Annotated in this window: 21 protein-coding genes; 14 read left to right on the forward strand and 7 right to left on the reverse strand. The window is 55.4% G+C overall.

Features of this window, described 5'->3' with window-relative positions; translation table 11 throughout:
• Positions 1-30: 30 nt before the first annotated feature.
• Genes L462_RS18365 through xthA form a run of 5 tightly spaced genes read right to left on the reverse strand, consistent with a single transcriptional unit; the run spans position 31 to position 4,825 of the window.
• A complete protein-coding gene (locus tag L462_RS18365; protein ID WP_032677960.1) occupies positions 31-651 on the reverse strand; it encodes an ATP-binding cassette domain-containing protein in 621 nt (206 codons plus the stop codon).
• A complete protein-coding gene (locus L462_RS18360) occupies positions 651-2,180 on the reverse strand; it encodes an ABC transporter permease family protein (protein ID WP_032677961.1) in 1,530 nt (509 codons plus the stop codon). Before L462_RS18360 ends, L462_RS18365 begins: the two co-directional genes overlap by 1 nt.
• Complete coding sequence (locus L462_RS18355; protein ID WP_032679673.1) at positions 2,153-3,313, reverse strand: ABC transporter substrate-binding protein; 1,161 nt, start codon at positions 3,311-3,313, stop codon at positions 2,153-2,155. The genes L462_RS18360 and L462_RS18355 overlap by 28 nt, the downstream gene beginning before the upstream one ends.
• A 15-nt stretch (positions 3,314-3,328) precedes the next feature.
• Positions 3,329-4,012 (reverse strand): TVP38/TMEM64 family protein, encoded by a 684-nt coding sequence (locus tag L462_RS18350; RefSeq protein ID WP_032677962.1) that lies wholly within the window; start codon positions 4,010-4,012, stop codon positions 3,329-3,331.
• 6 nt (positions 4,013-4,018) lie between these two features.
• On the reverse strand, positions 4,019-4,825 hold the full coding sequence (xthA, locus tag L462_RS18345) for an exodeoxyribonuclease III (protein ID WP_020884424.1): 807 nt from the start codon (positions 4,823-4,825) through the stop codon (positions 4,019-4,021).
• Between the two features lie 433 nt (positions 4,826-5,258).
• On the opposite strand from xthA, the gene L462_RS18340 reads away from it, so the two are divergent.
• From L462_RS18340 to ves, 7 genes are all read left to right on the forward strand, one after another.
• Positions 5,259-6,479 carry a succinylornithine/acetylornithine transaminase gene (locus L462_RS18340; protein ID WP_014169663.1) on the forward strand — a complete coding sequence of 407 codons (1,221 nt, stop codon included), beginning with the start codon at positions 5,259-5,261 and terminating at the stop codon, positions 6,477-6,479.
• On the forward strand, positions 6,476-7,510 hold the full coding sequence (astA, locus tag L462_RS18335) for an arginine N-succinyltransferase (RefSeq protein ID WP_014169664.1): 1,035 nt from the start codon (positions 6,476-6,478) through the stop codon (positions 7,508-7,510). The genes L462_RS18340 and astA overlap by 4 nt, the downstream gene beginning before the upstream one ends.
• A complete protein-coding gene (gene astD / locus L462_RS18330; protein WP_020884423.1) occupies positions 7,507-8,994 on the forward strand; it encodes a succinylglutamate-semialdehyde dehydrogenase in 1,488 nt (495 codons plus the stop codon). The genes astA and astD overlap by 4 nt, the downstream gene beginning before the upstream one ends.
• Positions 8,981-10,306 (forward strand): N-succinylarginine dihydrolase, encoded by a 1,326-nt coding sequence (gene astB, locus L462_RS18325; RefSeq protein ID WP_032677963.1) that lies wholly within the window; start codon positions 8,981-8,983, stop codon positions 10,304-10,306. Before astD ends, astB begins: the two co-directional genes overlap by 14 nt.
• Positions 10,307-10,316: 10 nt before the next feature.
• Positions 10,317-11,282: a succinylglutamate desuccinylase gene (gene astE / locus L462_RS18320; protein ID WP_032677964.1), complete on the forward strand. Its 966-nt coding sequence runs from the start codon at positions 10,317-10,319 to the stop codon at positions 11,280-11,282.
• 338 nt (positions 11,283-11,620) lie between these two features.
• Positions 11,621-12,118 carry an ATP-independent periplasmic protein-refolding chaperone Spy gene (spy, locus tag L462_RS18315; RefSeq protein ID WP_020884420.1) on the forward strand — a complete coding sequence of 166 codons (498 nt, stop codon included), beginning with the start codon at positions 11,621-11,623 and terminating at the stop codon, positions 12,116-12,118.
• 297 nt (positions 12,119-12,415) lie between these two features.
• Positions 12,416-12,973, forward strand: a complete 558-nt coding sequence (ves, locus tag L462_RS18310) for an environmental stress-induced protein Ves (protein ID WP_020884419.1) — start codon at positions 12,416-12,418, stop codon at positions 12,971-12,973.
• Here ves and cho read toward each other — a convergent pair.
• Positions 12,951-13,829 (reverse strand): excinuclease Cho, encoded by an 879-nt coding sequence (gene cho, locus L462_RS18305; RefSeq protein ID WP_014169671.1) that lies wholly within the window; start codon positions 13,827-13,829, stop codon positions 12,951-12,953. The two genes, ves and cho, sit on opposite strands and share 23 nt — an antisense overlap.
• A gap of 123 nt (positions 13,830-13,952) precedes the next feature.
• Positions 13,953-14,780 carry an ammonia-dependent NAD(+) synthetase gene (nadE, locus tag L462_RS18300; RefSeq protein ID WP_025204407.1) on the reverse strand — a complete coding sequence of 276 codons (828 nt, stop codon included), beginning with the start codon at positions 14,778-14,780 and terminating at the stop codon, positions 13,953-13,955.
• A gap of 232 nt (positions 14,781-15,012) precedes the next feature.
• Here nadE and osmE point away from each other — a divergent pair, with 232 nt between their 5' ends.
• From osmE to chbG, 7 genes are all read left to right on the forward strand, one after another.
• Positions 15,013-15,357, forward strand: coding sequence for an osmotically-inducible lipoprotein OsmE (gene osmE, locus L462_RS18295; protein ID WP_014169673.1), 345 nt, complete (start codon positions 15,013-15,015; stop codon positions 15,355-15,357).
• A 281-nt stretch (positions 15,358-15,638) separates the two neighbouring features.
• On the forward strand, positions 15,639-15,956 hold the full coding sequence (gene chbB / locus L462_RS18290; RefSeq protein WP_032677965.1) for a PTS N,N'-diacetylchitobiose transporter subunit IIB: 318 nt from the start codon (positions 15,639-15,641) through the stop codon (positions 15,954-15,956).
• Between the two features lie 79 nt (positions 15,957-16,035).
• Positions 16,036-17,394 (forward strand): PTS N,N'-diacetylchitobiose transporter subunit IIC, encoded by a 1,359-nt coding sequence (chbC, locus tag L462_RS18285; RefSeq protein ID WP_014169674.1) that lies wholly within the window; start codon positions 16,036-16,038, stop codon positions 17,392-17,394.
• Between the two features lie 47 nt (positions 17,395-17,441).
• Positions 17,442-17,789, forward strand: a complete 348-nt coding sequence (gene chbA, locus L462_RS18280; protein ID WP_020884417.1) for a PTS N,N'-diacetylchitobiose transporter subunit IIA — start codon at positions 17,442-17,444, stop codon at positions 17,787-17,789.
• A gap of 8 nt (positions 17,790-17,797) precedes the next feature.
• The gene (gene chbR / locus L462_RS18275; protein ID WP_014169676.1) at positions 17,798-18,637 is read left to right on the forward strand and encodes a transcriptional regulator ChbR; all 840 of its coding nucleotides are present in this window, start codon (positions 17,798-17,800) and stop codon (positions 18,635-18,637) included.
• Between the two features lie 110 nt (positions 18,638-18,747).
• On the forward strand, positions 18,748-20,103 hold the full coding sequence (locus tag L462_RS18270) for a 6-phospho-beta-glucosidase (protein WP_025204406.1): 1,356 nt from the start codon (positions 18,748-18,750) through the stop codon (positions 20,101-20,103).
• Positions 20,104-20,114: 11 nt separating this feature from the next.
• On the forward strand, positions 20,115-20,873 hold the full coding sequence (gene chbG / locus L462_RS18265; protein ID WP_032677967.1) for a chitin disaccharide deacetylase: 759 nt from the start codon (positions 20,115-20,117) through the stop codon (positions 20,871-20,873).
• Positions 20,874-20,937: the final 64 nt, after the last annotated feature.

Below are 20,937 nucleotides of genomic sequence, written 5' to 3' on the forward strand. Positions count from 1 at the left end.
TCCTGAAAGGTAAAACATTGCGTTAGCACATTATTGCCAGCGAGAAATCCCAATCACTTCGCCGCCCGGGGGCACGTCTTCGTCGTCATGCGTGACCAGAACCACCGGAATATTGCGTGCGCGGGTAGTGTCAAATACCCATGCCCGAAACGAGGCGCGTAACGCATTATCGAGACGGCTGAACGGTTCATCCAGCAGTAACGCCTGCGGCTCTGCAAGCAGGGCACGCAGCAGACTGACCCGGGCACGTTCGCCGCCGGAAAGGGTCGCCGGATCGCTGGCGTAATGCCCGACAAGCCCGGCAGAACCGAGCGCCTGCTCGACCGCTTCCCGCCGTGCTCGTCCGACAATCCGTTCAGGTAATGCCAGCAGCAAATTTTGTCCGACGCTGAAATGGTCAAACAGCAGGGCATCCTGAAAGAGGATCCCCAACCCGCGGGCCTCCACGGGCAGTCCGTCGCAGCGACGTTCATCAAGCCACAGTTCGCCCTGAGCCTGAAAGTCGTCTGGCAGTGCGCCCACCATCCAGGCAAAAAGGGTTGATTTTCCGCTGCCGGAAGGCCCCATCAGCGTGACTATTTCGCCGCGTGGTACACAAAAATTGACCTCGCGGAAAAGCGGTTCAATGGTGAGATTGCTGACCTGTAGCATTAACGTAATCCTCGTCGGTAACGGCTTGCGAGCCGGGATAGCAGGGCGGCAAGGCCAAACACACTCCCCGTGACCAACAGCAACCCCAGCGCCCGGTTAGCCAGAAGCGGAATGCTGCCTCCACTGCTGAGCGCCACGGTTTCAGTGGTCAGCGTCGCAAAACGGCCTGCGCCCAGCCAGAGGGTTGGCATGTATTGCGCCATGCTGACGGAAAACCCGGTCGCGAAAGCCAGCAGCGCCGGGCGTACCAGCAAGGGGCATTTCAGCCAGCAGAAGATTTTTCCCCGCCGCCAGCCGAGCGTTCTGGCGGTAAGGATCAGCCGGGGATCGATCCTCTGCCAGGCTGGCTGGAGGACCAGCAACATCCACGGTAAAACCCACAGCAGATGGCTCCACAGCACGGCGGCATAGTGTCCGTCGATACCCAGTCGCAACGCGATAACGTATTGTCCGGTAACGAGGGGCAGCGCCGGCAGCGCCAGCGGCAACCACACCCACTGTGTGCCTCGCTGCGGTCCCCACTCAAGCCAGAGAACAATTACCCCCAGCGAAATCAGGCTGGCGAGCAGGCCAAAGGAGAGGCTGGCGCCAACCGCACCGATGTCGTCCCGCTGCGCCAGCATGAGCAGCACGACCGCGCAAAGCACCCCGCAGGCGGGCAGAAATCCGCTGAGCAGACGCGCTGGTGGCGCGATAAGCGACATTCGACGGCGTCCGCTCAGATCCGGCAGCGTGCGACGCCAGAGTCTCCATGCGCCGTAACCCAGTGCAGAAAGCGCGGCCAGCAGCAGAAGGAGAAGCAGGCACAGCAGCGTTCCCTTTGTCTGCTGCTGCGCATCGCCCTGACTGAGCCACTGCCACGCCAGTACGGCAAGCGTCGGGGGATTGCCAGGCCCGAGCATCATCGCCACGTCCACAACCGACAGGGACCAGGCCAGCACCGCCAGCATCACCGCGCCAAGAGCTGGCGCGATCGTTGGAAGGATGAGCCAGTTCAGCGCCTGAAAACGCCCGTAGCCGAAGGTATGCAGCACGACCTTTTGCTGCGCAAGGCGTTTTTCCGGCAGGACGGCGTAAAGGGCCCACAGCACAAACGCGCTCTCTTTTACCGCAAGCGTCAGCCCCAGCCCTGCACCGTATCGGTCAAGCGGTGGCGTACAGACGCTACACACCTGATACAGCAGGCCCCCTTCGGCAAACAATAGTAAAGCGCTGGTGGCAAAGGCCACATGAGGAACGGCGAGCAGCCACGGCAGTCGGCTGCTGAGCCGTCGCCAGCGCTCGCCCGGCCACAGGAGGGCCACGATCACCAGAGCGATAAACATCGACCCCAGCGACGCGATAAGCGTTGAGACCAGCGTGGCGACCGTAGCCTGTGGCAGTTGCGGGTCGTTAAGCATCAACTGCCAGTTGTTCAGCGAGAATGCCGGGGCAAACAGTATGGCGGCGGCGGGGAGCAGCGGCATATAGATGACCGCCATCGCCAGCCAGACGAGCCAGCTCAGCGGGTGCCGTAACGACGCAGCCATTCCTGCTCCAGCGCGTTAACCCAGGCAGCGTGCGGCTCGGGAAGTATTTTCGGCAGCCCTGCCGGCGTATGGGCAGCGAGCTGCTTCGCTTCTTTTTCGGGCAGTGTTTTCGCATCCAGTACGCTCGGGTCTCCCCAGATGGCCGGGTCGGCCTTGCGAATTTGCGCCTGCGGTGAAAGGAGGAAATTGGCGACCACCTTCGCGCCTGCGCTTGCGCTGGCATTCGACGGAATGGCCACAAAATGGACGTTGCCTATCATTCCGTTGTCAAAACCAACGCTGTAGCTGTCGGCAGGCAGTTCACCGCTGGCCACTTTTTGCTGCGCATGTGCCGGGTTAAAGGTCAGGGAGAGATTAAGACTACCGCTGGCAAGCAAGGTATCCATTCTGGCGGGCGAGGGAGGAAAGTCCTCTCCCTTTCGCCACAGCAGCGGGTGTAATTTGTCCAGGTAGTGCCACAGCGGAGCCGTCACCTGGGCAAAGGTGTTATCAGGGGCTTTTTGCAACGCCTCCGGGTGAGCGGTGAGGGTCAGGAGCAACTGTTCCAGAAATGCCGTACCGGTAAAATCGGGCGGGCGTGGGTAGCTGACTTTGCCCGGATGCTGCTGCGCATACGCCAGCAACGCCTGAGGATCGTTTGGGGGCGCAGGCAGGCTTGCGTGGCGGGCAATAAAGGTGAGTTGTGCACCGCCCCACGGGGATTCCGCGCCATCGGTGGGGACAGCAAAATCCTCCATAACCGGTTTACGGGTATCGACATAGCGCCAGTTGGGCAAGGTCTGCGCCCATCCGGTTTGCAGCAGGTTAGCGGCTTTAAGGGTACGGAAATTCTCACCGTTGACCCATAAGAGGTCGACTGACCCGTTCGTTTTCCGGCCTGCGGCGGCCTCTGTTTGAATACGTTTGACCGCATCGGCGGCATCCGCCAGTGGGACGATTTTAAGGGTTATGTCGTAATGCGTTTTCATCTCACCGCTTACCCACTCGAGGTAGCGGTTTACCGCCCGATCGCCGCCCCAGGCGTTAAACCAGACGGTCTGGCCTTTAGCTTGTTGTTGGATAGCCTGCCAGTTGTCCGCTGCAAACAGCGGGGCTGCCAGCAGCAGACCGCTCAGAAACGTGCAAAAACGCACACGGCGCATAATGCCTCACTTTTTTGATGATGGGGTAAAACGGGAAAACAGCCAGCGCGTCGCCAGCGGCAATAACCCCAGTAGTGTAAAGGCGAATATCAGTCCCGGCGATAAAATATCGCGAAGCGAATTCACTTTCCCCAGCGCGCGTCCGGCGTTCAGAAAGATAATGGTTGCAGGCAGCATGGCGACCTGGCTCACCCACCAGTAGCGACTGACCGCAATACGGGTCAGCCCCATGAGCAGATTCACCAGAAAAAACGGGAACAAGGGCATCAGACGCAGGGCAAAAAGATACCTTGCACCGTCTCGCGCCATACCGGCATTCACCGTATTCATCTGCGATGTGAATCGCCGCTGTACCCAGTCGCGCAGCAGATAACGGCTGGCAAGCATCGCCAGCGTGGCGCCGAGGGTAGAAGCAAACGAGACCAGCAGGGTACCTTCCCACAGCGTAAACAGCGCTCCCGCCAGCAGCGTCAGTATCGCCGCACCGGGTATCGACAGGGCGGAGACCAACACGTAGAGGGCGAAAAAGAAAAACGCGCTTTGCCACGGTGCCTGTTCCACATGCAAGAGAAGCGACTGCTGGTGCGTTTTGATGGTTTCCAGGGAGAGCGTCCCCGGCGGAAGAAAGACGAAGGTCAGAACAAATGCGCCCAGAAGGGCGCACATCAGGAGTATTTTTTGCGTGTTCACACGAGGTTACAGTTTGAATTTCGCCCAGACCGGCGCATGGTCAGACGGTTTTTCCATGCTGCGGATATCGTAATCGATGCCGGTTTCGATGCAGCGTTCCGCCAGCGGCGGGCTGGCCAGCAGCAGGTCTATACGCAGACCGCGGTTGTCATCAAAGCCTTTTGAGCGGTAGTCAAACCACGAGAAGCGATCCTGCGTTTCCGGGTTGGCGGTGCGGAAAGTATCAACCAGGCCCCAGCCGAGCAGGCGTTCCATCCACTCGCGTTCTTCCGGCAGGAAAGAACATTTACCGGTACGCAACCAGCGTTTGCGGTTCTCTTCTCCAATGCCGATATCGAGATCGGTCGGGCTGATATTCATGTCGCCCATGATCAGCACCGGATTCTCTTTTTTCAGTTCGGTGGTCAGGTAATCCTGCAGATCCTGATAAAACTTTGCTTTGGCCGGGAATTTTGTCTCATGGTCGCGGCTCTCACCCTGCGGGAAATACCCGTTAATCACCGTGATATTGCCAAGTGGTGAAGGAATTTCCGCCATGATGATGCGACGCTGCGCTTCGCCATCATCGCCCGGGAAGCCACGACGTACGGAAACCGGCGTCTCTTTGGTCAGCAGCGCCACGCCATAGTGACCTTTCTGTCCGTGATAGAAGACGTTGTAACCGAGCTTCGCCACCTCTTCGAGGGGGAACATATCGTCGTGAACTTTTGTCTCCTGCAGGCCGATCACATCTGGCTGATGTTGCTCAACAATTGCTTCAAGCTGGTGAGGGCGGGCACGCAGGCCGTTGATATTAAAAGAGACAAATTTCATAGTCGCTGCCAATGCAAGGTGAATAGTGCATGGATGGTAGCAGAATTTGCGTCAACTGTTACGGGGTTCGACCAATAACTGCGACAGATTATGCCAACGGTGCAATATTTGCACCATTCTGACGCGCATTGCCCCCCAACAGGGCGTAAAGAACCGATAAATTTCGCGAGCGATCACAATTCCAGAATTATATTTGGCTTCTGCATACTCTTTCTTATTTTCGTGCGGCAAAGCGCCGCTTGTCGTAAAAATATTCACTTTTTATGCAATAACAGTGAATAACTCCATATCGTAACTTATTGATATTCTGTAACCCTAACCCGTTTATGCATTTTTATCGCTGGCTGGCACGAAGGCTGCAATCTACATTCACAGTGCAAACACTCAATTATTTAACATCTAAATAACCTTTTATTTACCGGATGAGGTCGCTATGTCTCTGTCAATTACGCGTGAAAATTTCGATGAATGGATGATGCCGGTTTACGCTCCGGCGGCTTTTATTCCGGTACGGGGGGAAGGCTCACGCCTGTGGGATCAACAGGGCAAAGAGTATATCGACTTTGCAGGCGGGATTGCGGTAAACGCTCTGGGTCACGCGCACCCGGCACTGCGTCAGGCGTTAAACGACCAGGCGGCGAAGTTCTGGCATACCGGTAACGGTTTTACCAACGAGCCCGCTCTGCGACTGGCGAAAAAACTGATCGACGCAACGTTTGCCGAAAAAGTCTTTTTCTGTAACTCAGGTGCGGAAGCAAACGAAGCTGCCCTGAAGCTGGCGCGTAAATATGCACACGATAAATTCGGCGTTCATAAGAGCGGCATTGTGGCGTTTAAAAACGCGTTCCACGGCCGCACGCTCTTTACCGTCAGCGCCGGCGGTCAGCCGTCATACTCGCAGGATTTTGCGCCACTGCCGCCGGATATTCGTCACGGCGTGTATAACGATCTGCAGTCCGCCAGTGAGCTTATCAACGACACCACCTGTGCGGTGATCGTCGAACCTATGCAGGGTGAGGGCGGGGTCCTTCCGGCGCAAAAAGCGTTCCTGCAGGGGCTGCGTGAGCTGTGCGATCGTCATCACGCGGTGCTGATTTTCGATGAAGTCCAGACGGGTGTGGGGCGTACCGGTGAGCTGTATGCCTATATGCACTACGGCGTAACGCCGGACGTGCTCTCTACGGCGAAAGCGCTGGGCGGCGGCTTCCCGATTGGCGCCATGCTGACCACTGATAAATTCGCCAGCGTAATGACCGTGGGTACGCATGGTACAACGTACGGTGGTAACCCGCTGGCTACCGCCGTGGCCGGGCAGGTTCTCGACATCATTAACACGCCGGAAGTGCTCAAGGGCGTTAAACAACGTCATGACTGGTTTGTTGAGCGCCTGAACGCCATCAACAGCAAGACGGGACTGTTTAAAGAGATCCGCGGTCTGGGTCTGTTAATTGGCTGCGAACTCACACCTGAGTTTGCCGGAAAAGCTAAACTTATTTCACAGGAAGCGGCAAAAATGGGCGTGATGGTACTGATTGCCGGTGCCAACGTGGTGCGTTTTGCCCCTGCGCTGATTGTCAGCGAGGAAGAGGTGAGAACCGGTTTAGACCGTTTTGCACTGGCCTGTGAACATGTGAAGTCCGGGGTGTCATCATGATGGTCATCCGTCCCGTTGAGCGCGGCGATATCGCCGGGCTCATGCAGCTTGCCGGTAAGACGGGAGGCGGGCTGACCTCGCTTCCTGCCGATGAAAAAACGCTGTCGGCGCGCATTGAGCGCGCCCTGCAAACCTGGCAGGGGACGTTGCCAAAAAGCGAACAGGGTTATGTGTTCGTTCTCGAAGATACCGACACCGGTACCGTGGCCGGTATTTGCGCAATCGAAGTGGCCGTCGGGCTTAACGACCCGTGGTACAACTACCGTGTCGGTACGATGGTTCACGCCTCAAAAGAGCTGAACGTCTATAACGCGCTGCCCACGCTTTTTCTCTGTAATGACCACACGGGAGCCAGCGAGCTTTGCACGCTGTTCCTCGATCCTGCGTGGCGAAAAGAGGGCAACGGTTATCTGCTCTCCAAGTCGCGCTTCATGTTTATGGCCGCGTTCCGCGATCGTTTTAACGAAAAGGTCGTCGCCGAGATGCGCGGCGTAATCGACGACACCGGCTATTCACCTTTCTGGGAGAGCCTCGGCGAGCGCTTCTTCTCGATGGAGTTCAGCCGCGCGGACTATCTGTGCGGCACCGGGCAGAAAGCGTTTATCGCCGAACTGATGCCGAAACACCCCATCTATACCCATTTCTTAAGCCCCCAGGCGCAGGCGGTGATTGGCGAAGTGCACCCGCAAACCGCGCCGGCCCGGGCGGTGCTGGAAAAAGAGGGTTTCCGCTACCGTAACTATGTGGACATCTTTGACGGCGGACCTACCCTGGAGTGCGATATCGACCGCGTGCGTGCGATCCGTAAAAGCCGGCTGGTTGAGGTTTCCGAAGGCCAGCCTGCACCGGGTGAGTGGCCGGCATGTCTGGTGGCTAACGAGCAGTACAACAATTTCCGCGCCATGCTGGTGCGAACCAACCCGAAAAGTGAACGTCTGGTGCTGACGGCCGCGCAACTGGATGCCCTGAAATGTAACGCCGGCGACACGGTTCGCCTGGTGCGTCTCTGCCCTGAGGAGAAAACAGCATGACTTTATGGATCAACGGTGACTGGGTCACGGGCGAAGGCGAGCCGCGCATAAAGACCAATCCGGTCGGACAAGAAGTGCTCTGGAAGGGAAATGATGCCAGCGCCGGGCAGGTCGAACAGGCCTGTCACGCCGCCCGTCGCGCCTTCCCGGGATGGGCGAAACAACCGTTCTCCGTGCGTCAGGGAATTGTCGAGAAATTTGCATCACTGCTGGAGGCCAATAAAGCCGAATTGACGCGCGTTATCGCTCAGGAAACCAGCAAGCCGCGCTGGGAGGCGGCCACCGAAGTGACGGCGATGATCAATAAAATCGCCATTTCGGTGAAGGCGTACCATACCCGTACCGGCGAGCAACATACCGATATGCCTGACGGTGCGGCCACGCTGCGCCACCGTCCGCACGGCGTGCTGGCGGTATTTGGCCCCTATAACTTCCCGGGGCATCTGCCGAACGGGCATATCGTGCCCGCGCTGCTGGCGGGCAATAGCGTGATTTTCAAGCCGAGTGAGTTAACGCCACTGACCGGTGAGGTGGTGGTGAAGCTCTGGGAACAGGCTGGTCTGCCGCACGGGGTGCTCAACCTGGTGCAGGGGGGACGTGAAACCGGCCAGGCGCTGAGTGCGTTGAGTGATATCGACGGCCTGCTGTTTACCGGCAGCGCCGGAACGGGCTACCAACTGCATCGCCAGCTGGCGGGGCAGCCGGAAAAAATTCTCGCGCTGGAGATGGGCGGTAACAACCCGCTGATCGTTGAAGATCCCGATGATATCGACGCGGCGGTGCATTTGACCCTCCAGTCAGCGTTTATTACCGCCGGACAGCGCTGCACCTGCGCGCGTCGTCTGCTGGTGAAACGGGGTGCCCAGGGCGATGCCTTCCTCGCGCGGCTGGTGGAAATCAGCGCGCGTCTGGTGCCTGCGCAGTGGGATGCCGACCCACAGCCGTTTATTGGGGGGCTGATTTCCGAGCAGGCCGCGCTGAACGTGCTGAAAGCCTGGCAGGATCACGTGGCGCGCGGGGCGAAAACCCTGCTTGAGCCAAAGCAAATCAAGCCCGGAACATCGCTGCTGACGCCGGGCATTGTTGAGATGAGTGGCGCACGCAACGTGCCGGATGAAGAGGTCTTTGGCCCGCTGCTCTGTGTCTGGCGTTATGACGATTTTGACAGCGCCATTGAGATGGCCAATCACACCCGCTATGGACTGTCGAGCGGTCTGATTTCCCCGCATCGTGAGAAATTTGATCAGCTGCTGCTCGAAGCACGCGCCGGGATTGTGAACTGGAATAAACCGCTTACCGGTGCGGCGAGTACGGCACCGTTTGGCGGGGTAGGCGCTTCGGGTAACCACCGCGCCAGCGCATGGTATGCCGCAGATTACTGCGCGTGGCCGATGGCGAGTCTGGAAACGCCTGCGCTAACGCTGCCGGAAACGCTGAGTCCGGGGCTGGATTTTACTCAGGGGGATCGTCATGAAAGCGCGTGAAGTTAACTTTGACGGGCTGGTGGGGCTGACGCACCACTATGCCGGCCTCTCGTTTGGTAATGAAGCCTCGACGAAGCACCGTTTTCAGGTCTCCAACCCGAAACTGGCAGCGAAGCAGGGGCTGCTGAAAATGAAAGCCCTGTCGGATGCCGGTTTCCCGCAGGCGGTGATCCCGCCGCAGGAGCGCCCGAACGTGGCGGTGTTACGTCAGCTCGGCTTTAGCGGCAGCGATGAGCAGGTTATCGAAAAAGCGGGTACGCAGACGCCGCACCTGCTTTCAGCGGCGAGCTCTGCCTCGTCGATGTGGGTGGCAAACGCTGCTACCGTTGCACCGTCGGCTGATACGCTGGATGGCAAAGTGCATTTAACGGTGGCGAACCTGAATAACAAATTCCACCGTGCCACTGAAGCGGAGACGACCGAGCGCGTTCTGCGTGCGATTTTCCGTCATGAGGCTCACTTTGAGGTCCATCAGGCGTTGCCACAGGTGGCCATGTTCGGGGATGAAGGAGCGGCAAACCATAACCGTCTTGGGGGGGATTATGGCGATCCCGGCGTGCAACTGTTCATTTACGGGCGAGAAGAGGGCGGCCATTCGGCACCTGTCCGTTATCCCGCCCGCCAGACGCTGGCGGCAAGCCAGGCCGTCGCGCGGCTGAATCAGGTGAATCCCTCACAGGTGATTTTTGCTCAGCAGAACCCGCAGGTGATTGACCAGGGGGTTTTCCACAATGACGTCATTGCCGTCTCTAACCGCCAGGTGCTGTTCTGCCATGAGCAGGCGTTTGCCCATCAGGAGAAGCTGCTCGCTACGCTGCATGAGCGGGTGCCGGGATTTATGCCGATTCAGGTGCCGACCCAGGCGGTCAGCGTACAGGACGCGGTTGAAACTTACCTCTTTAATAGCCAGCTGTTGAGCCGTGAGGACGGCAGCATGATGCTGGTGCTGCCGCAAGAGTCGCAGGACCATAAAGGAGTGTGGCGTTATCTGTCTGAACTGGTGAAAGCCGATAACCCGATCGATGAACTGCGCGTCTTTGACCTGCGCGAAAGCATGGCCAACGGCGGCGGTCCGGCCTGTTTACGCCTGCGCGTAGTGCTGACGCAGAACGAAATGCAGGCTGTTAATCCAGCCGTGATGATGAATGAGACGCTGTTTAACTCCCTGAATGACTGGGTGGATCGTTACTATCGCGACAGATTAACGCAGGCCGATCTGGTCGACCCTCAGCTACTGCGTGAAGGGCGTGAGGCACTGGACGCGTTAACAACAATCCTGCAGTTGGGATCGGTTTATCCGTTCCAGCGCTAAAGGAGTGGCTATGGAAAATTTACTGGCGTTGACACTGGCCGATGACCCCCCCGAACAGCATGAGGGGGAGGGCCCCTCATTTCACTGGCGGTGGCTGGGTCGCGGCGTCCTTGAACTGACACCGGCCGCGAAGAGTGAGTTATCGCTGCTGCTTTCAACCGGCATCCATGGCAATGAAACCGCGCCGGTTGAAATTGTCGACCTGCTGCTGCGCGCGTTGTATCGGGGAGATATCACCCTGCAGTGCCGTCTGCTGGTGGTGCTTGGCAACCCGCCTGCGCTGGCGCAAAACAAACGTTATCTTGAGAGCGACCTTAACCGCATGTTTGGCGGCCGCTGGTCACAGTTTGTGCCGGGCGATGAGACGTCGCGGGCGCAGTGGCTTGAGCACGTGGTTGCCACATTTTTCGCCGCGGCCGGTCCCGTGCGCTGGCATCTCGACCTGCATACGGCAATTCGCGCCTCTTATCATGTGCGCTTTGGTGTTCTGCCCCAGCGTAACCAGCCGTGGGATGAGGCGTTTCTGAGCTGGCTGGGCGACGCCGGGCTGGAGGCTCTGGTGTTTCATCAGTCGCCGGGGGGCACATTTACCCATTTCACCTGTGAGCATTTCGGCGCGCTGGCCTGCACGCTGGAGCTGGGAAAAGCGCTACCGTTTGGCCAGAACGATCTCGCGCGCTTCGCGCCAACGCATCTTGCGCTTCGCGCGCTGCTCGGGGGATTGGCACCCGAGCCAACGCAACAGACTGTCGTGCGCTATCGGGTCGTACAGCAGATCACTCGCCGCAGCGAGGCCTTCCGGCTGCATATGGCCGCCCACACGCTGAACTTCACCCCTTTTCGCAAAGGCGTTCTGCTGGCGGAAGATGGCGACGAGCGCTACGAGGTGCAGAAAACCACTGAATATGTTCTGTTCCCTAATCCATCGGTAGCGTTTGGCCTGCGCGCCGGACTGATGCTGGAAAAAGTGTCCTGAACATTTCCCCTCTCATTGCCTGAGAGGGGAGCGTCAAAATATTTTTCTTAGCGATTAAAGCGCAATGACAACTATTGCAGAATATTCCTGGTGAATTGCTTTATTATTGGTCTTCACTTCGCTATACTTTTTTAAATTGCTTTGAAAATCATCATTTTGAATATTTTCGTTGCAACTCTCCATCCTTTATCCTTAATTCCTCCACATTTGGCGATAATTTGTTTTTTACACTTTCATTGTTTTACTGTTGCTCTGATTAATTGACGATAAACCCCGTAAAGTTAATCTCGTCAACACGGCATAGCGCCGAAGAATAACTGAAAGTAAGGAAATAAATTATGCGTAAGTTTACTGCACTGTTTGTTGCTTCTACCCTGGCTCTGGGCGCTACCAGCATGGCGTTCGCTGCAGATACCGCGACCACCACCACTGCCGCGCCTGTCGAAGGCAAAATGATGATGCATCATAAAGGCAAGCCGGGTATGCACCACGAGATGATGATGTTTAAAGATCTGAACCTGACGGATGCACAGAAACAGCAGGTCCGCGACATCATGAAAAGCCAGCGCGACCAGATGAAACGTCCGTCACTGGACGAACGCCGCGCGATGCATGACATCATCGCCAGCGACAGCTTCGATAAAGCAAAAGCCGAAGCGCAGATCGACAAAATGGCTGAGCAGCATAAAGCCCGCATGCTGGCGCATATGGAAACCCAGAACAAGATCTACAACATTCTGACGCCGGAACAGAAAAAACAATTTAATGCCAATTTTGAGAAGCGTCTGACAGAACGTCCAGCAATGGAAGGTAAAATGCCAGCACCAACCGAATAATCGGTTCAACATCTTAAGACCGCCGGGATCCTGTCCACAAAAGCGCTAACGCTGTGGACAGGACCGGCGGTTTTTCTTTCCTGCCCTCTTGTCTGCCGCCGCCAGAGCGGTATTCTCCTGTAGTCGCTTCAGAGAATGTTTGCAGAGTCATGGCGTTATAATTTTTATTAACGTTCCGCTAAGGCCTGCCCGCTCTGCTGCCGATACTGTGTCTGTGAAAACCCAACGATAACAAACAAGACAGCAACGATAGCGATATCCTTGCCCTGGCACAGGTTGTGCCTTTCAGGAGTGGTGATGGAGTTCTTTGATATCCGTAAGATGCCGGTCAGCCTCTGGCGCAATGGCGCAGGCGAGACGCGGGAAATTTGTTGTTTTCCGCCTGCAACGCGTGATTTTTACTGGCGTGCCAGTATCGCGACCATCGCCAGCAATGGCGAATTCTCCTCTTTTCCCGGTGTCGATCGGGTGATTACCTTGCTTGAAGGGGGTGAGGTAACGCTGGATGCCGGTCAGGCGTTCTGCCATACCCTAAAACATCATCAGCCATACCATTTTTCCGGCGATCAGCCGGTGAAAGCACTGCTTTCCGAAGGACGGATGTCGATGGATTTCAACATCATGACCCGGCGTGACCGTTGTCAGGCGAAAGTGCGTGTCGCTGACCGCACCTTTACCACGTTCGGCTCCCGCGGGGGCGTCGCGTTCGTGTTAAGCGGGGCGTGGCAGCTTGGCGATAAGTTGCTGACGGCCGATCAGGGCGCCAGCTGGGAGGAGGGCGTCCATACTCTCCGCCTGCTGGAGGCTCAGGGCACCTTATTATTCAGCGAAATTAACTGGCTGCCGGGGCACTAAGCTCAATGACCTCATACTTGCCGGTTAACACGGGCTTGCAGAGAATTTTGTAGCCATCGTGGTCGAAACCGGCGGGTGTGCGCAGCAAGGTTGCCGCATCGTTTACATCGTCAACAGCACCCAGCCAGAGCCAATTATTGATGATGTGATACTGGGTCATCGCGTCACCAACTTCTTTTAGCGCAACGGCACCCTCCCACGGCCAGCAGTTAACGCTAAGCGCCGCCAGCCCTGCGAGGAGCCGGGCGTGGTGTTCCTCAATGCTTTCTTTCCCACAGCAGGCCCCTGCGCAGCGCTTTAACGCTGAGCGGAAACAGGCCCGCCCGCGGGTGGTTGCTTCGAGGCCTAGCAGGCTGTAGCACAGCTGTAACTCATCGGCCAGCGTTTGCAGAGCCTGCAGAGCCGCCCGTTTGTTAGCGAACAGCCCGTAGAGATTGGGGGCGTGAGAAAAATCGACTTCGCGTGCGTAGACAACCTGCGGCTTACCGGCGTTTATCTGCAGGGAGCAGAGTTGCCGGTTGCGGCGCAGGCGCTTATTGAACAGCGGCTGTTGCTCTTTGATCAGCCGCGCTTCCAGTAAGAGCGCGCCCATCTCTCCGGCGGTACGAAACCAGGTGATACGTCGCGACTGGCGCAGCATTGCCGCCTCGTCTGGCGTGCGCAGATGAGACATGACCCGGCTGCGAATATTTACGCTTTTGCCAATGTAGAGCGGAAGGGTGTCACTCTCACCGTGAAAGATATACACGCCCGGCTGTTTAGGCAGTTCCTCAAGCCAGGGGCGAAGATGTTCGGGATATTCGTAGATAGCCGCCGCTTCAAACTCAAGACGCGGGGCGGATTGACGCCTGCTCACATACTACTCCATATACTGTTCAGGCATACAGTGTAGCAGAGCCGGTTTGGTTAAAAAAGAGCCGGATGGCGCAACGGACGGTGCGGGCGAACACCCCCTCCCCAGAGAGAGGGTGCCAGAGTGTTACTTTTTCCAGAAATCATCGAACACGGTGATCGGTGGGCGACGCTTGTGCTCGGTTTTCAGATACCAGCTTTCAATGATCTTCGCGGTACCTTCATCCAGTTTTTTGCCTTCCAGATAATCATCAATATTGTCATAGGTGACACCCAGGGCCGCTTCATCCGGCAGGGAGGGGCGATCGTCTTCCAGATCTGCCGTTGGCGCTTTCTTGTAAAGGTGCTCCGGGCAACCCAGCGCGGCAAGCAGCTGCTTACCCTGACGTTTGTTCAGACGGAAGAGCGGGTTAATATCGGTACCGCCGTCGCCATACTTGGTGAAGAAACCCGTGATGGCTTCTGCCGCATGGTCGGTACCGACCACAACGCCTTTGGTCATCCCGGCAATGCTGTATTGCGCTTTCATACGTTCACGGGCTTTTTCATTGCCGCGGACAAAATCGCTCAACTCAATGCCTGCTTCGCGAAGCGCCTGCTCGCTGGCCAGCACCGATCCTTTGATATTGACGGTGAGCACGCGATCGGGCTGGATGAAGGCGATGGCATCCTGGCAATCCTGCTCATCAGCCTGCACGCCATAGGGAAGACGCACGGCAATAAACTGCAGTGCGTCATCACCCGTCTCTTCGCGGAGCTCTGAAATTGCCATCTGGCAGAGTTTACCGGCCAGGGTAGAGTCCTGACCGCCGCTGATGCCCAGCACCAGGGATTTCAGGAACGAGTGAGTTTTTAAATAAGACTTTAAAAAATCCACGCTGCGGCGGATCTCTTCTTGTGCGTCTACCGTGGGCTTTGCGCCCAGCGCCTGAATAATCTCTTGTTGCAGAGCCATCACGCCCTCCATATGCAGAACATAAACAGATTGTGTTAACTGTTAAAACTAACCCTTTGAACGAGAAACGACAAGGATCACAGTTTCGAGTGCGCTAAATTGCGGCGATTTAGCAGGTTATCGTTGTTTTATTAGAATTTTCCGAAATTCGTCTGGCGGAATTCACAAAGTTGAACAATAGTACTTTTTATTCCATGCTTAGATAACACGCTGATAAACAAGAGGACGGAATATGAACAAGAACGTAGCAGGAATTCTTAGCGCAGCGGCGGTACTGACTATGCTGGCAGGGTGTACGGCCTACGACCGCACCAAAGATCAGTTTACACAGCCCGTAGTGAAAGATGTCAAAAAAGGCATGACCCGTTCGCAGGTGGCTGCGATTGCCGGCAAGCCTTCTTCTGAAGTGACAATGATTCATGCACGCGGTACCTGCCAGACCTATATCCTGGGTCAACGTGATGGTAAGGCAGAGACCTACTTCGTTGCGTTGGATGAGACCGGTCATGTGATCAACTCCGGTTACCAGACCTGTACTGAATACGATACCGATCCGCAGGCACCTAAGGCGCAGTAACCCTTCTTGCCTGAGTATGTTAACAAACCGGCCGTTTGGCCGGTTTTTTTATACATACGTAAATCTTATTTCTTCTCGCGAATTATTTGCCTGAAATGTGAAGGTAGTCAACACGCCAGGTCAATGAGAGACAATTTGCCCCTGTGCAGAATTATCTCCTGTCTGTACCATTGCGTATACTCACTCCAACGACAAACAACAGTAAGCAAACTACCTGTCTGCCAGGATAGCGAGTCGAGTGATAGCGCGATGGCAGGTAGTCATACGAGAGGGAAGTTACTATGGAAAAGAAACATATCTATCTGTTCTGCTCAGCAGGCATGTCAACCTCGCTTCTGGTGTCAAAGATGCGTGCTCAGGCTGAGAAGTATGAAGTCCCGGTGGTGATCGAAGCGTTTCCGGAGACGCTGGCGGGCGAAAAGGGCCAGACAGCCGATGTCGTTTTACTGGGGCCGCAAATTGCCTATATGTTGCCCGAAATTCAACGTCTGTTACCCAATAAACCGGTCGAAGTGATCGATTCGGCATTGTACGGCAAGATTGATGGTTTAGGTGTATTGAAAGCTGCTGTTGCAGCAATTAAAAAAGCTGCTAATTAATTTTTATTTTTCCCGTCAAAGAGTTATTTCACACACAATACGCCGTAACCTGCGTTGCGGCATTTAAGGGTATTTTCCTATGAGTAAAGTCATCGCTTCACTTGAAAAGGTACTCCTTCCTTTTGCTGTTAAAATAGGAAAGCAGCCTCACGTTAATGCCATCAAAAACGGTTTTATTAGATTAATGCCGTTGACGCTGGCTGGGGCAATGTTCGTTTTAATTAACAACGTTTTTCTGAGCTTTGGTGAAGGTTCCTTTTTTTATTCATTAGGAATTCGATTAGACGCTTCCACAATTGAAACCCTTAATGGTTTAAAAGCCATCGGCGGCAACGTATATAACGGTACGTTAGGTATTATGTCGCTGATGGCACCTTTCTTTATTGGCATGGCACTGGCGGAAGAGCGGAAAGTGGATCCGCTGGCCGCAGGTTTATTATCCATTGCCGCCTTTATGACCGTGACGCCATACAGCGTCGGTGAGGCCTATGCCGTAGGGGCCAACTGGCTGGGGGGCGCTAATATCATCTCCGGTATCGTTATCGGTCTGGTGGTTGCGGAGATGTTCACCTTTATTATTCGTCGCAACTGGGTTATCCGTTTACCGGATAGCGTGCCGGCGTCCGTTTCTCGTTCATTTTCCGCGTTGATTCCAGGCTTCATTATTCTCTCCATCATGGGGATTATCGCCTGGGCGCTCTCTCATTGGGGCACTAACTTCCACCAGATCATTATGGACTCTATCTCAACGCCGCTGGCGTCAATGGGTAGCGTGGTCGGTTGGGCGTATGTGATTTTCACCTCCCTGCTGTGGTTCTTTGGCGTGCATGGTTCACTGGCACTGGCGGCGCTGGACAGCGGTATCATGACCCCATGGGCACTGGAAAACGTTGCACTTTATCAGCAATACGGCTCCGTTGACGCGGCGCTGGCAGCCGGTAAAACCTTCCATGTGTGGGCGAAGCCGATGCTTGACTCTTATATCTTCCTGGGGGGTACCGGGGCGACGCTGGGTCTGATCATCGCGGTCTTTATTGTTTCTCGTCGCGCTGACCATCGTCAGGTTGCGAAGCTGGCGCTGCCGTCAGGCATCTTCCAGATTAACGAGCCGATTCTGTTTGGTCTGCCAATCATCATGAACCCGGTGATGTTCATTCCGTTCATTCTGGTTCAGCCACTGCTGGCGGCCATTACCCTGACGGCCTATTACCTGGGCATTATTCCGCCCGTCACCAACATTGCGCCGTGGACCATGCCGGCGGGTCTGGGGGCGTTCTTCAACACCAACGGTAGCGTGGCTGCCTTCCTGCTGGCGATATTCAACCTCGGGATTGCAACACTGCTCTATATGCCATTCGTGGCGATAGCAAACAAAGCTGCAACCGTTATCGATGAAGAAGAGAGCGAAGAGGATATCGCCCTTGCACTGAAATTCTAAAATTGCACGGCGCGGGGCAACCCGCGCCAGCCAAAAGGAGCTTAAAAATGTTAGATTTGGACAGTATTGTCGCAGAAGAAACCGCAGAGAACGATCTGGAAGAGGTGGTGATGGGGCTTATCATCAATTCCGGGCAGGCGCGTAGCCTGGCGTATGCCGCGCTCAAACAGGCCAAGCAGGGTGATTTCGCAGCCGCGAAAACCATGATGGAACAGTCCCGTACGGCGCTGAACGAAGCACACCTGGTGCAGACAAAGCTTATCGAAAGCGACCAGGGTGAAGGCAAGATGAAGGTCAGTCTGGTGCTGGTGCATGCGCAGGATCATCTGATGACGTCGATGCTGGCACGTGAACTGGTGGCCGAGTTGATTGAGCTTCACGAGAAGATGCAGTAAGGCAGAGTTTGCAGCAGGAGGTCAGCGCGATGGAAATAAAAACCGCACTTGAACAGCAACTGTTTAATGGCAAAAATTTTCACGTGATTATTTACAACAAGACGGAGAGCGCGAGCGGTCTGCATCAGCATGACTACTATGAGTTCACGATTGTTCTGACCGGTCGCTACTACCAGGAAATCAACGGCAAGCGCGTCCTGCTTGAGCGGGGAGATTTCGTCTTCCTGCCGATGGGGTCCCATCACCAGAGCTTTTATGAATTTGGTGCAACCCGCATTCTTAACGTAGGTGTCAGCAGACGCTTCTTTGAGAAACACTATCTGCCGCTGGTGCCGTTCTGCTTTGTGGCCTCGCAGGTCTATCGCATCAAAAACGAGTTCATGACCTGGATTGAAACGGTTATCGCCTCGCTTAACTTTCGCGAGAATGAATTTGATGAGTTTATTGAAACGGTGACGTTTTATGTGATGAACCGTCTGCGCCATCATCGTGAAGAGCAGCAGGTAAGCGATGATATTCCGCAGTGGCTGCGCAGTACGGTTGAACTGATGCACGATAAAGGACAATTCAGCGAAAATGCGCTGGAAAATATGGTCGCTTTGTCCGGTAAATCACAGGAATATCTGACCCGAGCAACTCAGCGTTATTATCGTAAAACGCCAGTGCAAATTATTAATGAAATCCGCATTAATTTTGCTAAAAAACAGCTGGAAATAACCAACTACTCGGTTACCGATATTGCTTATGAGTCAGGCTACAGTAGCCCCAGCTTGTTTATTAAGACCTTTAAGAAATTGACTTCGTTCACACCGAACAGTTACCGGAAGAACCTGACGGTAATTAATTAAATTTCGGCGGATTTACCCGCCACAAATATTGCCTTGATTGCTTGCCCACAGAGCGGGAAGAGTACGCTACACCTTGCAGGCGATTAACCTGATATGCTAAGGGAGATATTATGCAGAAGAAATTAAAAGTCGTAACCATTGGCGGCGGCAGCAGTTATACCCCGGAATTACTCGAAGGTTTCCTGAAACGTTATCATGAATTACCGGTCAGCGAATTATGGCTGGTGGACGTTGAGGAAGGTCAGGAGAAACTGAATATCATTTTTGAGCTCTGCAAGCGGATGGTCGCGAAAGCCGGTGTGCCATTGACCGTGCATAAAACCCTCGACCGTCGCCTGGCGCTGCAGGATGCCGACTTCGTGACGACCCAGCTGCGCGTCGGCCAGCTCAAAGCGCGTGAAATGGATGAACGTATTCCACTGAGCCACGGCTATCTGGGGCAGGAGACCAACGGCGCGGGCGGCCTGTTCAAGGGGCTGCGTACCATTCCGGTCATTTTTGACATCATCAACGATGTGGAAGCGATCTGCCCCAACGCGTGGGTGATTAACTTCACCAACCCGGCCGGGATGGTGACCGAGGCGGTTTATCGCCACACCGGTTTCAAACGCTTTATCGGCGTCTGTAATATTCCGATTGGCATGAAGATGTTCATCAGCGATGTGCTGGAGTTGACCGATACTGACGATCTTTCTATTGATCTCTTTGGCCTGAACCACATGGTGTTTATCAAAGATGTCATCGTGAATGGTCAGTCTCGCTTTAGCGAACTGCTTGACGGCGTAGCCTCCGGACGCCTGACCGCTGCGTCAGTAAAAAACATCTTTGACCTGCCGTTCAGCGAAGGGCTGATCCGCTCGCTTAATCTGCTGCCTTGCTCATACCTGCTTTACTACTTCAAACAGAAAGAGATGCTGGCCATCGAGATGGGTGAGTACTATAAGGGTGGCGCACGCGCTCAGGTGGTGCAGAAAGTTGAAAAGCAGCTGTTTGATTTGTATAAAGATCCGAACCTGAACGTGAAACCGAAAGAGCTTGAGCTGCGCGGCGGAGCGTATTATTCCGATGCGGCGTGTGAAGTGATCAACGCCATTTACAACGACAAGCAGGCCGAGCACTACGTCAATGTGCCGCATCACGGTCATATCGACAACATCCCGGCTGACTGGGCCGTTGAGATGACCTGCATTCTGGGACGTGATGGCGCCAGGCCGCATCCACGGATTACCCACTTTGACGACAAAGTGATGGGGTTGATCCACACCATCAAAGGGTTTGAAGTGGCAGCCAGCAATGCGGCGCTGAGCGGTGAACTCAATGACGTTCTTCTGGCGCTCAATCTCAGCCCACTGGTCCATTCCGATCGCGATGCCGAGCAACTGGCCAGCGAAATGATTCTGGCGCATGAAAAATGGTTGCCTAATTTTGCCGCCACGATTGAGAAGCTGAAATTCAAACAGCACTGAGAGGATGTGTGATGGAAAACCTGCTGATCGTCAATGCTGATGATTTTGGTCTCTCAAAAGGTCAAAACTACGGCATTATTGAAGCCTGCCGCCGGGGTGTGGTGACCTCAACAACAGCACTGGTTAATGGTGACGCGGTTGAACACGCGGCGCAGCTCAGCCGCGAGGTGCCAGCGCTGGGCGTCGGCATGCACTTTGTATTGACGCTCGGGATGCCGCTTTCACCGATGCCAGGACTGACGCGGGACGGACAGCTGGGCAAATGGATTTGGGAGCAGGCAGAGCAGGGCACGCTGCCGCTCGAGGAGATTACCCGCGAGCTGGACTGTCAGTTCAACCGTTTCGTCGATCTCTTTGGCCGTGAACCCACGCATATTGACAGCCATCATCACGTGCATATGATCCCGGCACTTTTCCCGTCAGTGGCGGAATTTGCACAGCGCAAAGGCGTGGCAATGCGCGTGGATCGTGAGGTGCAGGCGCTGCACGGGCTGTCATTGTCTTCTGTGCCCACAACGGACGGGTTCAGTAGCGCGTTCTACGGCGACGAGATTAGCGAAGCGCTGTTTCTGCAGGTGTTGGATGAGTCCGCCGCGCGCGGGGAACGGTCGCTGGAAGTGATGGCACACCCTGCATTTGTCGATAACATTGTGCGTAAAAGTGCCTACTGCTGGCCGCGACTGGCGGAACTGGATGTGCTGACGTCGGCATCGCTGAAATACGCCATTGCCGAGCGTGGGTACCGTCTGGGCACCTTTGAGGATGTATGAAAATAGCCCGGAGGCGCGGTGCCTGCCGGGCTGAGTAAACGATGTCAATCAACGCCGGGTCGGG

The organism is Enterobacter sp. BIDMC 26 (assembly GCF_000534435.1).
Lineage (GTDB): Bacteria > Pseudomonadota > Gammaproteobacteria > Enterobacterales > Enterobacteriaceae > Enterobacter > Enterobacter ludwigii.